This is a genomic window from Haloferax sp. s1, from assembly GCF_058382125.1.
In genome coordinates this window covers 5,435-19,297 of record NZ_JBZRPK010000732.1, presented here as the reverse complement: position 1 = coordinate 19,297, position 13,863 = coordinate 5,435, and the positions used below count along the sequence as shown (strand labels likewise).

General features: G+C 62.5%; 14 protein-coding genes and 1 tRNA gene. 6 read left to right on the top strand and 9 right to left on the bottom strand.

Translation table 11 applies throughout. The features are described 5' to 3' along the window. Positions 1 to 146 precede the first annotated feature (146 nt). Positions 147 to 701, bottom strand: coding sequence for an HAD family hydrolase (locus QT222_RS22725; RefSeq protein ID WP_004060205.1), 555 nt, complete (start codon positions 699 to 701; stop codon positions 147 to 149). A gap of 75 nt (positions 702 to 776) precedes the next feature. Between QT222_RS22725 and QT222_RS22720 the strand changes: the two genes are divergently transcribed. Continuing rightward, positions 777 to 1,184 carry a hypothetical protein gene (locus tag QT222_RS22720; protein ID WP_491478459.1) on the top strand — a complete coding sequence of 136 codons (408 nt, stop codon included), beginning with the start codon at positions 777 to 779 and terminating at the stop codon, positions 1,182 to 1,184. Between the two features lie 28 nt (positions 1,185 to 1,212). Here the strand turns inward: QT222_RS22720 and QT222_RS22715 are convergent, their stop codons facing one another. From QT222_RS22715 to QT222_RS22700, 4 genes are all read right to left on the bottom strand, one after another. After that, positions 1,213 to 2,358, bottom strand: a complete 1,146-nt coding sequence (locus QT222_RS22715) for an acyl-CoA dehydrogenase family protein (protein ID WP_004060207.1) — start codon at positions 2,356 to 2,358, stop codon at positions 1,213 to 1,215. Positions 2,359 to 2,472: 114 nt separating this feature from the next. Continuing rightward, positions 2,473 to 3,666 carry an alanyl-tRNA editing protein gene (locus QT222_RS22710; protein WP_491478458.1) on the bottom strand — a complete coding sequence of 398 codons (1,194 nt, stop codon included), beginning with the start codon at positions 3,664 to 3,666 and terminating at the stop codon, positions 2,473 to 2,475. A 35-nt stretch (positions 3,667 to 3,701) separates the two neighbouring features. Then, positions 3,702 to 4,223, bottom strand: a complete 522-nt coding sequence (locus tag QT222_RS22705) for a helix-turn-helix domain-containing protein (RefSeq protein WP_491478457.1) — start codon at positions 4,221 to 4,223, stop codon at positions 3,702 to 3,704. Between the two features lie 192 nt (positions 4,224 to 4,415). After that, a tRNA-Leu gene (locus QT222_RS22700) sits at positions 4,416 to 4,500 on the bottom strand. Between the two features lie 142 nt (positions 4,501 to 4,642). Between QT222_RS22700 and QT222_RS22695 the strand changes: the two genes are divergently transcribed. Further along, positions 4,643 to 5,209 (top strand): DUF420 domain-containing protein, encoded by a 567-nt coding sequence (locus QT222_RS22695; protein ID WP_004060211.1) that lies wholly within the window; start codon positions 4,643 to 4,645, stop codon positions 5,207 to 5,209. A gap of 398 nt (positions 5,210 to 5,607) precedes the next feature. Here the strand turns inward: QT222_RS22695 and purF are convergent, their stop codons facing one another. From purF to QT222_RS22680, 3 genes are all read right to left on the bottom strand, one after another. Then, positions 5,608 to 7,086, bottom strand: coding sequence for an amidophosphoribosyltransferase (gene purF, locus QT222_RS22690; protein ID WP_004060212.1), 1,479 nt, complete (start codon positions 7,084 to 7,086; stop codon positions 5,608 to 5,610). A gap of 292 nt (positions 7,087 to 7,378) precedes the next feature. Continuing rightward, complete coding sequence (locus QT222_RS22685; RefSeq protein WP_004042936.1) at positions 7,379 to 7,555, bottom strand: 50S ribosomal protein L37e; 177 nt, start codon at positions 7,553 to 7,555, stop codon at positions 7,379 to 7,381. Continuing rightward, positions 7,552 to 7,782 carry an LSM domain-containing protein gene (locus tag QT222_RS22680; protein WP_004060213.1) on the bottom strand — a complete coding sequence of 77 codons (231 nt, stop codon included), beginning with the start codon at positions 7,780 to 7,782 and terminating at the stop codon, positions 7,552 to 7,554. Before QT222_RS22680 ends, QT222_RS22685 begins: the two co-directional genes overlap by 4 nt. A 411-nt stretch (positions 7,783 to 8,193) precedes the next feature. Here QT222_RS22680 and QT222_RS22675 point away from each other — a divergent pair, with 411 nt between their 5' ends. From QT222_RS22675 to QT222_RS22660, 4 genes are all read left to right on the top strand, one after another. Beyond that, positions 8,194 to 9,546, top strand: coding sequence for a ribonuclease J (locus QT222_RS22675; protein ID WP_004060214.1), 1,353 nt, complete (start codon positions 8,194 to 8,196; stop codon positions 9,544 to 9,546). Further along, complete coding sequence (idsA3, locus tag QT222_RS22670; RefSeq protein ID WP_004060215.1) at positions 9,546 to 10,592, top strand: geranylfarnesyl diphosphate synthase; 1,047 nt, start codon at positions 9,546 to 9,548, stop codon at positions 10,590 to 10,592. The genes QT222_RS22675 and idsA3 overlap by 1 nt, the downstream gene beginning before the upstream one ends. Before the next feature lie 202 nt (positions 10,593 to 10,794). Then, the gene (locus QT222_RS22665; protein ID WP_491478456.1) at positions 10,795 to 12,507 is read left to right on the top strand and encodes a glutamate--tRNA ligase; all 1,713 of its coding nucleotides are present in this window, start codon (positions 10,795 to 10,797) and stop codon (positions 12,505 to 12,507) included. Between the two features lie 76 nt (positions 12,508 to 12,583). Then, a complete protein-coding gene (locus QT222_RS22660; protein ID WP_004060217.1) occupies positions 12,584 to 13,237 on the top strand; it encodes a cyclase family protein in 654 nt (217 codons plus the stop codon). Here the strand turns inward: QT222_RS22660 and QT222_RS22655 are convergent. Next, positions 13,234 to 13,713, bottom strand: coding sequence for a DUF456 family protein (locus QT222_RS22655; RefSeq protein ID WP_004060218.1), 480 nt, complete (start codon positions 13,711 to 13,713; stop codon positions 13,234 to 13,236). The genes QT222_RS22660 and QT222_RS22655 overlap by 4 nt on opposite strands. Between the last annotated feature and the right edge of the window lie 150 nt (positions 13,714 to 13,863).

Genomic DNA, 13,863 nt, shown 5'->3' with positions numbered 1-13,863 from the left:
ACGCCGGTCCGCAAATGTTCATATACGATTCCGCGGCCAGTATCCCCGTGCGCTAAGTATCGCCGCGAGGCGTGACGCGGGTGTGCGGCACGGCGTCTCGCGGAGCGGTCGTGCCGAGTGCCGCCTGTCCGCAACAGAAGTGACGTTCAGACTCCTGATGGACCGCCATCGACGTATCTGAACGCGATATCGGCGCGCTCCGCAGTCTTCTTGTCTCGAGCCGAGTCGCCGATGAACACCGCGGCGCCGGGGTCAACGTCCATCCGACCGAGCGTCTCGAGGAGTGGCTCGGGGGCCGGTTTTTGCGTCGCCACAGTGTCGCGACCGACGAGTGCGTCAACGTGGTGGGTGAGGTCGTGAACATCGAGTGCGACGCGACAGGCGTCTTCGGCGTTGAGCGAACAGACACCCGACGGAACGCCGTCGGCGGTAAGGTGGTCGGCGAGCGGGAGCCGGTCGGAAGTCCACGCTCCCTGTCGCTCGTGTGCCGAAAGTTCTCGTTCTAGTTCGTCGCGGACGCCGGCCTCGTCGGCGACATCGAGCATCCGCCAGAGGTCCATCGAGTCCGCTTCGACGCCCGCGTCTTGCAAGACGAGCGCGGCGTCTTGAGCGGCTGCAGCCCAGTCGACGCGGAGGTTCACGAGCGTCCCGTCGAGGTCGTAGACGACGGCATCGAAATCCGAGAGGTCGGGGAGCGCCATTGACCGCAGTACGGGACCGGAGTGAAAAGACGCTTTGGGAGAAGGCCTATGCTGTCGCACAGAACACCGTCCTGTGTGTCCCCCTCAGTCCCGGAGCGTATCGCTCCAGTCGCTCCCTCGCTCGTCGTCGTGGCCGGCGTCCTCCTGCCGTGGGTTCGGGTCAGTCCCGCGCACGAGGGACCCGTCATCAGTATCTACCACTCTGGAATGGGAAGCGGCCTCGAACTTCCACACGGGCTCGTCCTCGTACCAACCGTCCTGCTTCTCTCGGCGCTGTCGCTAGCTGGTTATCGCTATCGGCGCGGCGAACTCGTCGTCGGAGCAGTCGGAGCACTCGCAGTCGGCTGGTTCATCCAGTCGTTGCAGGGGACGTTCATCGCGGGACCCGGCACGTGGGTGACGCTCGCGGGCTGTCTGTTTCTCACCGCTGTCGCTGCGATTGGACTCTACCGCCGTCGAAAACGAGTGAAATCGACCGCGTAGAAAGGCTGCGTGGAAAAAGCGCGCGAACTCAGTCGAGGAGCGACCGCGCGATAATCTCTTTTTGAATCTCGCTCGTTCCCTCGTAGATAGTCGTAATCTTCGAATCGCGGTAGTACCGCTCTACGTCGAAGTCCGTCGTGTAGCCGTAGCCACCGTGGACCTGCACGGCTTCGTTGGTCACGTCGACCGCGGCCTCGCTGGCGAAGTACTTCGCTATCGACGCGGCGGTTCGCGGGTCGTCGCCGGCGTCGGCGACGCGGGCGGCTTCGCGGACGAGCATGCGCGAGGCGTGGACCTGCGTTCCCATGTCCGCAATCTTGTGGCGAATCGCCTGAATCTTCGAGATGGGCTTGTCGAACTGCTCGCGCTCGTTGGCGTAGTCGATGGCGTCGTCGAGGGCGGCCTGCGCGAGGCCCACGGCCTGCGAGGCAATACCGATACGACCGCCGGTCAGGATGCGGAAGGCGGCCGAGAGGCCTTTTCCTTCCTCAGTGAGTCGGTTCTCGGCCGGGATGCGCACGTCGTCGAAGATGAGCGCCGTCGTATCGGATGCGCGGAGACCGAGTTTCTCTTCTTTCTTGCCGACTTCGTAGCCGGCTTCTTTGGGGACGAGGAACTGCGTGACCGACGACGGGTCGTCGGGGTCCGTCTTGGCGAAGAGGATACAGACGCCGCCGCGCTGGCCGTTGGTTATCCACTGTTTCTTCCCGTTGATGACGTACTCGTCGCCCTCGCGGCGGGCGACGGTCGACATCTGTGCGGGGTTCGAACCAGCCTCGGGTTCGGAAAGACCGAACATCCCAACGGGTCGGCCGCGGGCCATCTTCGGCAGCCACTCTTCTTTCTGTTCGTCGGTGGCGAACTCGGCGATACACTCCGTGGCGAGGCAGTGGACCGAGAGGGCGGTCGCGACGGCGAGTTGGCCGTAGGCGACTTCCTCGTTGACCACCGCGTAGGTCGCTCGGTCGGCACCGAAGCCACCGTACTCTTCGGGGACGGTTAGTCCGGTCAGGTCGAGTTCTGCGAGGCCGTCCCACACGTCTTCGGGGAACGTCTCCGTCTCGTCGGCCTCGCGCGCAGTTGGGCGAATCTCCTCGACTGCGAACTCGTGGACCACGTCGCGGATAGCCCGTTGCTCGTCGGTCAGACCCGTGGCAGACCCTACGGTTTCCATGCTCGTCAGTACGGACCGTCATTGAAAAAGATGATTGAAATGTCGGCGCGCCCGTCAGCGGACCGACCAGTTTGCGGCGCGTCGGCTGAAAAACGGAGGGAGAGAGCGGCCGACTCACTCGCGGAGGTACGCCAACACCTCCTCGGCGGACGCGCCGAGGCCGCCTCCCTGTGCGAACGTCGGTCCACCACCACCGCCGCCGCCGAATTCGGCCGTCACGTCGGAAACGACAGCACCGGCTGCGAGGTCACCGGCGCTGGCAACGACGAGGAACGGTGCGTTCGACTCGTCGACGGCGACGAACACGTCCGCTTCGGACTCGTCGCAAGCCTCCTTTGCTGCCTCGCCGACTTCGTTCGCGCCGAATCCCGAGACTGAGCCGAGTTTCCACGTCACACCGTCGCGTTCGACCGTCTCGAAGCTCGCGAGTCGTGCGCCCAGAACCTCTGTTTTCAGGTCTGCGAGTTCGGATTCGAGTTCGTCTCTTGCGGCGACCACGTCGACCGCCGTCTCTCCGAGTGATTCCAGATTCGTCCCGAGTGCGCGGGCCGCTTCGTAGGCTGCAGTCTGTACTTCGGCGCGGTGGTCGACCGCCGAAGGGCCGACCGCGAACTCGACGCGGGTGAGTCCCTCGCCGGGATTCGACCGGCCGAGCACTTCGACCGGGCCGATTTCGATAGTGTTCGAGACGTGCGTACCTCCGCAGGCACCCCAGTCCCAGCCCTCGATAGTGACGACGCGAACCTCGTCAGCGTCGGCGAAGACGCCCTCCTCGGTCTTGACGTTGAACGCGATTTCATCACGGGAGCGGGCTTCGGGGACGGGAATCTCGTCCCACGAAACCTCGCGAGCGTCCCAGACTGCGCGGTTGACCAGCCGTTCTAACTCGACGAGTGCATCGTCGTCCACTTCGGTCGTCGTCTCGAAGTCGACGCGAACTTTCTCCGCGGAGATGTCGAAGCCACCGTAACCGAGGTCGTCGAAGATATGGCGGCCCGCGCCGTAGAGGACGTGACTCGCAGTGTGCGCCCGCATACAGTAGGTTCGGAAATCGTCGTCAACGACGCCAGTCACCTCGTCGCCGACCGCGAATTCGGGCGCGGCGGCGAGGTCGTGGACGACGGTCTCGCCTTCGGACCGGACGTGTTCGACCTCGACACCGCCGAGGACGCCGCGGTCGGCAGGCTGGCCGCCGCCTTCGGGATAGAAGTACGTCTCGTCGAGAACGACCGACCGGCCGTCGATGCTCGCCACGGTCGACTCGAACGCCCGGACCTCGGGCGATTCGGGTGCGAGAGAGAGTGACATGTGGGCGTCGAGACGCCCAAGAGAGAAAAATCGTGCTACTCGTCGACGAGGGACACGTCGAGGCGCTCCTCGAGCGCGCGGATGACAGAGCCACCGATGTTCGCACGCGTCGCCCGACCCTGTTCGATAGCGAGGAGTTGTTTCTCTTCGAGGTCGAGTTCCTCGGCGAGTTCGGACAGTTGAAGCCCGGCGTCTTGGCGAGCGGATTCGACGGCACCGCCGTATCCGGAGACGAGATACGGGAGCCGGTCTTTCTCGTAGTTCGTCCCTTCTTCTTCCCAGTGTTTCGAGTCGCCTTTGGCGCTATCGTACATCTTGGCCGTGCGCTGTGCGGCGCGCTTGCGGCGACTTCGTTCGGAGTCGTCGCGGGTGCTGTCGGTCGATTCGCGCTTTTGGTCGGTGTAGCGGTTCTCCCCGTGCGGTGCGCAGTCCGGACAGACAAGGAGGTCGGCACCGGCCACGTTCGCACGGCGGAGTTTCGCCGTCGTTCGACCGCAGAGTTCGCAACTGTCTCCGTCGGAGCCACCACCGCCCCGATTTGTCGAGTACTTGGCCATGGCGCGTGTTACTCGTTCTACCCTTTTAAACTCGCGGCACGGAGTCGGTTTGCAAAAGAAGACAGCGCGGTCGCTGTCGGTGCGGTGTAGGTACGGTGTAGAAACCCACCGAGAGGAATCTCTCAGGGGTGTAGTGTTCGGAAGGATTGTGCGTGGGTGATGTCCATGTAGGAAATCACCTGCATCTTGCGATGCGTGGGACCGGATTTGAACCGGCGGACCTCTACAGGACAGCGCCCTCAACGCTGCGCCGTTGGCCTGGCTTGGCTACCCACGCTCGCTGTGTCTTGCTGCATTCTTCGTTACCCCGCGGTAATTTAAATGACTTTCCTTTCGATTCGACAATGTCGGGCGTTTGCAGGCGTCGTGGAGCGGGCGTGGACAGAACGATTTTGGCGTTACGGCCCTCCAATACGCCTATGGAGTTTCGTGCACGCGACCACGTCCGCGGCCTGACCGCCTTCCTCTCGGTCGTCTCGCTCGCACTCGTCTTCGGCGCGGTGCTCGGGGCGATTCCACGCGCGGCGATTCCGACCGCACCCGACGCCGTGTTCGACGCGATTCCACACGCGAACGCCGTCATCAGCACCGCCGCAATCGTGACTATCGTCGCCGGTGTTCGGTTCATCAAACGCGGCGAGGTCGAGAAACACCAGCGCATGATGCTCGCTTCGTTTCTCCTGTTTGCGACGTTCCTCGTCCTCTATCTCTACAAGGTCGTGGTCAAAGGGACGACGCCGTTCCCGGCCCAAGGGCCGGAAGTCGTCTATCAGTTCATCTATCTCCCGACGCTGGCGATTCACATCCTCCTCGCCGTCGTCTGTGTTCCGGTCGTCTACTACGCCATGCTGCTGGCGCTGACGCGACCCATCTCGGAGGTTTTCGGGACACAACACGCCCGATTCGGTCGCATCGCCGCGTCGCTGTGGCTCGTGTCGTTCGTCCTCGGAAACGTCGTATACGCGCTTCTCTACGTCATCTACTAAGGCGCTGGAGGGGACAAAACGGGATAAGGGAGTTCCCCGTCTGGACCTCACTGCGATGTTCGCTCGCAACCGCGGTCCCTCAGACGGGTAGTAGTACGTGTCTCGACCGGCAGGTCGCAGAGACGAGGTGGGCGGGCATTCCCGCAAATACACAGCCACCCCGTCTTTCAGTATCGCACTCCGTACTCCATCTCGCTACCCGGTACTCAGCGAGTCGAAGTACGCGTTAAACTACGAACGCCGGGTAAAAGAAATCCCCCGTTGATTATGTTATCGGGTTTTTCAGTGACTGTTCGAGATTGTGATAAGACGCGGCAGCACTGAGATTGTAACAACTTCCGACGGAAGCGGGAGAGGCGGTGTTCACGCACGAACGTTGAGCGTCCAAGCAGTGGCCGTTAGTCGCTCAACGGCGCATCAGCGTCGACAGCAGGGCGAGTCACGTCGCGGTCGGTCTCCTCGCCGTCGATGTCGTAGGGGTACTCGCCGGTGACACAACCGAGACAAAGGTCGGCGCGGGACTTCTCGAGAACCTCCGCGATAGCGTCGATAGAGAGGTAGCCGAGACTGTCGGCGTCGATTGTGTCGCGCACGTCCTCGACCGACTTGTCCGAGGCGATGAGTTCCTCTCGCGTAGCCATGTTGATACCCATGTAACAGGGGGCGACGATGGGCGGCGCACCGATTCGCATGTGAACTTCGGCCGCGCCCGCATCGCGGAGCAGTTGCACGAGTTGCGTGGAGGTGGTACCGCGGACGATACTGTCGTCGATGAGCGTTACAGACTTACCTTCGACGGTGCTCTTTATCGGGTTGAGTTTCAGCCGGACGGCGCGTTCGCGCTCGTCCTGTGTCGGCATGATGAACGTCCGGCCGACGTATCGATTCTTCATCAGTCCCTCGGCGAACTCGACGGTGGCACCGTCTTCCTGCGCTGCTTCGGCGTACCCGGAGGCGAACGCGCGCCCGGAATCAGGAACAGGCATGACGACATCGGTATCGACGCCGCCTTCTTCCCAGAGTTTGCGCCCGAGTCCGCGGCGCACCTCGTAGACGAGCGTGTCGTTCATCACGGAGTCAGGGCGGGCGAAGTAGACGTGTTCGAAGAAGCAGTGGGCCGTGTTGTCGCGTTCGACCAGTTGATACGAATCGAACCCGGTGCCGTCGGGTTCGAGGACGATGAGTTCACCGGGCCGAACGTCGCGGACGAGTTCGCCGTCGAGGGTGTCGATGGCGGCGGACTCGGAAGCGAGAACGTAGCCGTCGTCGACTTTGCCGATACAGAGCGGGCGATTTCCTTCGGGGTCGCGCACGCCGAGGACCGTCTCATCGTGCATAATCGTGAGCGCGTACGAGCCGTGGATTCGCTCCATCGTTCGCTTGACTGCGCGGACGAGGTCTTCTTCGAGAAGGTTGCGCGCGAGGTCGTGGGCGATGACCTCGGTGTCGCCCGTTGAGGTAAAGGCGTGACCGACGTTCTCCAGTTCGTCTCGGAGTTCGTCGGCGTTGACGAGATTTCCGTTGTGTGCGAGGCCGAGCGACCCCGATTTGAACGAGACGGCGAACGGTTGCGCACACGATTTCGAAACGTCGCCGGCGGTTGGGTAGCGGACGTGGCCGATACCGGCCGAGCCGTTTAACCCATCTAAATCGTCCGCATCGAAGGCGTCGCCGACGAGACCCATCTGGACGTGGCTGTGTTGTTGGAACCCATCGTGGGTGACGATACCCGCAGACTCTTGTCCGCGGTGTTGGAGGGCGTACAGCGAGTAGTACAGGGGTCGTGCAGCGTCTCGACCGCCGAGTGCGACGCCGACGACACCGCACTTCTCGGTCGGTCCGCTAATGTGGTGGGAGTCGTCCCGCCCAGTTGCCATAGAAGACGGTAGAGAGTCGAGGAGGTAAAAAACCCGTCCTTATGCAGTAACAACGGGGTCTAGAACCGAATAATATACAAGATTGTGTATTGGCAATTGGTGTGTTTGCACATGTTTTAGACTATTGATTCCGTGAGTCCACAGAAATCGAGCGGAGAAAGTAATGGCTAGTGATAGCTAATAGCACAGAATTGAAACCTGAACGGGTGTCAGGAACGCAGTGTCATTCTCGCCGCCGAGCGGCGAGATAGAAGACAGAGTGACGGTCGGGGACCGTCCAGAGTCGTTTCCGTTAGTTGTCGCCCGACTTCGACTGCCAGGCGTAGCTGCGACGCTTCTTCGACTTACCGAAGCCGCAGGACGAGCAGACCTTCTTCTTCACGTGGTAGGACTTCTCACCGCAGCGACGGCACTTGACGTGCGTCGTCTTGTTCTTCTTTCCTTGGCTAGGGGTTCCTGCACCCGTCATGCTTTGATGGTCACGACGTTATCGCCGCGTATAATGGTTGTGTCTTGGACTTGCTCGAGTTCGATATCCCCGGGCACGGAGTCTTCATCTAGCGCTTCTTCGAGTACGACGTTCATGTGCTGGTCGTAACCAGCGAGGACGCCGAAGTATGCATTTCCGTCCTTGAGGAGAACCGTCACCGGTTCGTCGAGTGACGCTTCGAGGACGTCGAGGGGTCGGCCGCTCATGTTTCAAATCCGTCTCGTAGTTATCTTAAAGGTGCCGGACCGACCGAACCGATATTCCTATTTTTCATCCTCAGTGAACGTGATATTTCGGCGGAATCGACCGATTGGCCGCTCGTATCTCGACGAAAGCGCCTGACTGGCCACTCGTGTGTGCGCTCACCACGGCGGGCGGGCGTGCGGGCGCAGTGAACCCACGTAGTTTTTAGTACCCCCGTGAGTAGATTCCAGTACCAGAAACCCGCGGGTAAGTGCGGACGTGCCCAATCCACGCGATTCGGGCCGTCTCGCACGCGGGGTCAATCGACCGACGAGCTGCAAGACGCCGGGGCCGGTGGCCCCCAGACGCCCGTCTTTCCGTGAGCACCCTCGCCACCCAGTGGCTTTCGATGCTCGGAACTATCGAGACAAACCATGGAAATCGAAATTGCAACCATAGGCGGATACGAAGAAGTCGGCCGTCAGATGACGGCCGTCCGTGCCGGAGACGACGTTGTCGTCTTCGACATGGGTCTCAACCTGTCGCAGGTCCTCATCCACGACAACGTCGAGACCGAAAAGATGCACAGCCTCGACCTCATCGACATGGGCGCCATCCCGGACGACCGTGTCATGAGCGACCTCGAAGGAGACGTAAAGGCCATCGTCCCCACGCACGGCCACCTCGACCACATCGGGGCAATCTCCAAGCTCGCCCACCGCTACGACGCGCCCGTCGTTGCGACGCCTTTCACCATCGAACTGGTGAAACAGCAGATCGAAGGCGAGAACAAATTCAACGTCAACAACGACCTCGTCAAGATGGAAGCCGGAGAGACGATGTCCATCGGGGACTCCGGACAGGTCGAACTCGAGTTCGTCCACGTCACTCACTCCATCATCGACGCCATCAACCCGGTCGTCCACACGCCGGAAGGCGCAATCGTCTACGGGCTTGACAAGCGTATGGACCACTCGCCGGTCCTCGAAGACCCCATCGACATGAAGCGCTTCCGTGAGATTGGCCGAGAGGGCAACGGCGTCCTCGCGTACATCGAAGACTGTACGAACGCCGGCCGGAAGGGCCGTACGCCCTCCGAGTCCGTCGCACGTCGTCACCTCAAGGACGTTATGACCTCCGTCGAGGACTACGACGGCGGTATCGTCGCCACGACGTTCTCCTCGCACATCTCGCGTGTCTCCTCGCTCGTCGAGTTTGCCAAGGACATCGGTCGTCAGCCGGTTCTCCTCGGCCGCTCGATGGAGAAGTACTCCGGTACCGCCGAGCGTCTCGGCTTCGTCGACCTGCCGGACGACCTTGGGATGTACGGCCACCGCAAGTCCGTCGACCGCACCTTCAAGCGAATCATGAAGGAGGGCAAGGAGAACTACCTGCCCATCGTCACGGGCCACCAGGGCGAGCCACGCGCGATGCTCACCCGCATGGGTCGCGGCGAGACCCCGTACGAGCTTGACGACGGTGACAAGGTTATCTTCTCGGCACGGGTCATCCCGGAGCCGACCAACGAGGGACAGCGCTACCAGTCCGAACGTCTCCTGCGCATGCAGGGTGCACGCATCTACGACGACATCCACGTTTCCGGTCACCTTCGTGAGGAGGGCCACTACGAGATGCTTCAGGCGCTCCAGCCCCAGCACGTCATCCCGGCTCACCAGAACCTGAAGGGCTTCGCTCCGTATGTGGACCTCTGTGAGTCGCAGGGCTACGCCCTCGGTCGTGACCTCCACGTGACGCGGAACGGTAACATGATTCAACTGGTGGAGTGATGAGCCCGGACGCGACGGAACAGCGAGTACTCGAGGCGATTCGCCAGCGACGCGAACTCATCAACGACGCACTCGACGAAGATGTACCGATGGCCGAGCCAGCGCGGCTCTATGAGGCCTCGCGGTACCTCATACAGGCCGGTGGCAAGCGCCTCCGCCCGACTGTGTCCCTCCTGACTGCCGAAGCCCTCGCGGATGTCGAGCCGATGTCGGAGGATTACCGCTCGTTCCCGACGCTCGCAGGCGACCCCATCGACGTGATGATTGCCGCCGGGAGCATCGAGGTCATCCAGTCGTTCACACTCATCCACGACGACATCATGGACGACGACGACCTCCGACGCGGCGTCCCGGCGGTCCACAAGGAGTACGACACGGAAACAGCGATTCTCGCCGGAGACACGCTGTACGCCAAAGCGTTCGAACTGCTGACGAAGACGGGAGCAGACCCGGCGAACAGCCTCGAAGCCGTTCGACGCCTCGCCACCACCTGCACCCAGATTTGTGAGGGACAGGCCCTCGACATCGAGTTCGAGCGTCGCACAGAGGTGCCCCCGGATGAGTACCTTCAGATGGTCGAACTCAAGACTGCAGTCCTCTACGGAACTGCGGCCGCCGTCCCGGCGGTTATCATGGGTGCTGACGATGATGTTGTCGAGGCGCTCTACCAGTACGGTATGGAATCCGGCAGCGCGTTCCAGATTCAAGACGACGTGCTCGACCTGACGGTCCCGTCGGAAAAACTGGGCAAACAGCGCGGGTCGGACCTCGTCGAGAACAAGGAGACGATTATCTCCCTGCACGCCCGTCAACAGGGTATCGACGTGGACAATCTCGTCGATGTCGAGACGGCGGAAGAACTCACCGAGGACGCTGTCGAAGCCGCCGTCGCCGAACTCGACGAGGCAGGCAGCATCGACTACGCCCGCGACATGGCCGAAGACCTCACCGAACAGGCGAAAGCGCGCCTCGACGTCCTTCCCGACAACGAGGCCCGCGACCTGCTCCGTGACATCGCGGACTACCTCATCACCCGCGGATACTGACGGCGCATCGCGCTCGCCGCTCGCCAGCCGTCTCCGACCATCACGTCTTCTTTGCGTTGTCAACTCGCCACGAGTTGTATCGTCGTCGCCGCAACCCATATCTACACAGGAATGCTAGCAAGTATCGTACCCCTGCCCGCGCGAGAATTACCCTTCCCGCAATCCGGGCCTGTTTTTACGCGCGCCGCGGAATCGGACGGTAATGGACGACGACCTTCGAGAGCGCATCGAGCGAGAGGCGGAGAAACACGCCCTCCTCAATGCGGTCAAACACGAAAGCGACGCCGACGTAGGTGCCATCATGGGCCCGCTGATGGGCGAAAACCCCGACTTCCGACAACACGGCGGTGAGATTCCGGGACTCATCGGACCCGTCGTCGCGGAGGTCAACCAACTCTCCACCGAAGAAAAGCGCGACCGACTCGAAGAGCTCGCGCCCGAGGAACTCGCCGAGATGGAAGCCGAAGAAGAGGAAGACGAGTCGCTGCTTCCCGACCTCCCGAACGTGGAGGCCTACGACGAAGTCCGCATGCGCGCGGCTCCGAATCCCAACGGCCCGTGGCACCTCGGCCACGCCCGAATGCCCGCAGTCATCGGGACGTACAAGGAGATGTACGATGGCTCCTTTATCGTCCGCTTCGACGACACCGACCCGGAGACGAAGCGACCCGACCTGACGGCCTACGACGCCATCCTCGAAGATATCGAGTATCTCGGCTTCGAGCCTGACGACGTGATTCGCGCCTCCGACCGCGTGGAGACCTACTACGACCACGCTCGCGAACTCATCGAGATGGGCGGCGCGTACACCTGCTCGTGTTCCGGCGAGGACTTCTCGAACCTGAAGAACAACGGCAAGCCGTGTCCCCACCGCGACAAGGACAAAGAAACGACGCTGGACGAGTTCGAAGCCATGGTCGATGGCGACTACTCGTCCGGCGAGATGGTTCTCCGCGTCAAGACCGACATCGAGCACAAGAACCCCGCCCTGCGCGACTGGGTCGCTTTCCGTATGATAGACACGCCGCACCCGCGCGAAGAAGCCGAAGACTACCGCGCGTGGCCGATGCTCGACTTCCAGTCCGGCGTCGACGACCACCTCACGGGTGTTACCCACATCATCCGCGGCATCGACCTTCAGGACTCCGCGAAGCGCCAGCAGTTCGTCTACGACTACTTCGGCTGGGACTACCCCGAAGTCGTCCACTGGGGTCACGTCCAGGTCGACGCCTACGACGTGAAGATGTCCACGTCGAGCATCAAGGAACGCATCGACGCGGGCGAACTCGACGACTGGGACGACCCGCGCGCGCCGACAATCAAGAGTCTCCGCCGCCGTGGCATCCGCGGACAGGCCATCGTCGACGCGATGGTCGGACTCGGCACGTCCACCTCCAACGTCGACCTCTCGATGTCCACCGTCTACGCCAACAACCGCGACCCCGCCGCCGACCACACGGACCCCTACTTCCCCGCCCGGGCCGGGGCGGCATTCAGCGTCGACGGTGGACCGGCCACCGCGCGCCCGCCGCTTCATCCGAGCTTCGAAGACCGCGGCACCCGCGACATCCCCGTCGACGACAGCGTCCACCTCGAATCCGGTGACATCCCCGCCGAAGGCGACCGCATCTGGCTGAAAGGCTTCGGCTGTGTCCGCCGCGAGGACGACACCCTCGTCTACACCGACGACGACCTCGATGTGGTCCGCGAGGGTGAAGTCGACGTGATTCACTGGGTGCCGACCGAGGGCGTGCAGGTCCGCATGCGCACCATGGACGGCGACGTGGCTGGCGTCGCGGAACCCGACTTCGGTGACGTGCGCGTGGACGAACTCGTCCAGTTCGAGCGCGTCGGCTTCGTGCGCGTGGACGACCGCGGCGACGACGAGACGGTCGTCTACTTCGCGCACAAGTAAGCCGCCGTCCCGTTCGACCCTCTCGCGCAGTCCGACACAAACACTCGTTTTACCGACGGCCGTCGTAGCACCACTCGTGACCCTCGTAGACCTCACTCGCCGCGTCGAATCGGGGATGCCGACGTACCCCGGCGACCCATCCGTCTCGGTCGAATCGCACGCCGATTTCGACACGGACGGCTACCGCGTCTCACGTCTCGAACTCGGAAGCCACGCGGGGACGCACGTCGATGCCCCGGCGCACACCGAACCGGACGGCGCGACGCTCGACTCGTACTCGGTTGACGACCTTCGGTTTACTACCCGACTCGTCGATTGCCGCGATATCGGCGCGAACGAACTCGTCGCGCCCGGCGCGATTCCGGACCGCCTCGAACCGGGCGTCGACTGTCTGATATTCCGAACTGGATGGGAAGCCGAGTGGGGGACAGACCGCATGGTCGACCATCCGGCGCTCGCTCCCGAGACGGCGCAAGTGTGCGCCGACCGAGGACTCGCGGTCGGTATCGACGCACTCAGCCCGGACCTAACAGGTGGGGACGATGTACCAGTCCATCACGCACTCCTCGGGGCGGAATTACTCATCGTGGAGAATCTCTGTGGATTGGATGCACTTCCCGTAGACCGGACGTTCGACCTGTTCGTCATGCCGCTCCGCGTGGATGCCGACGGCGCGCCCGCTCGGGTCGTCGCGGAGGTCGGAAGCCAGTTGAGCCTGAACGGGGGCTAGAGCAGGACGACGAGGGCGAATCCGACGAGCATCGAGAACGTCAAGAGCACCTGCACGACTGAGGACGCGAGGACGCCGACTGTCGCGTAGAGAGCGCGACGACCGCTCTCTTCTGCGTCTTCGTGTTCGTAGTATTCGACGAGAAAGACGGTTCCAGCGACCCCGATGAAGATGCCGAGCGGGCCGAGCAGGAACAGGAGGACGAACCCAACGAGACCGGCGAGGAGCGATGTTCGGTTCGATGCACCCCCGACGCGGGCGGCGACGAAGCCAGCCCCATAGTCAGCAGCGAGTGCAGCGAGTCCAACGAGGAGGAGGCCGACGAGTCCAAGGAGACCGGGGTCCGAGTAGCCGGTGGACCACCAGTAAACGAGAACACCGATAACCGAAAGGAGGGCACCGGGGAGGAGCGGAAGCACGCTTCCGACGACGCCGAGGACCAGGAGGGCGACTGCGACCCAGAGGAACACGTCCATGCCGGGCGTTCGGCGTGCAGGATAATCATCCCAGCGGGGAGCCAGCCGTTCCTGTGTTCGCTCTATTCGGCCTCCAGTGTCCGCTCTATTCGGCTTCCAGTGTCCGCTCTATTCGGCTTCCAGTGTCCGCTCTATTCGGCTTCCAGTGTC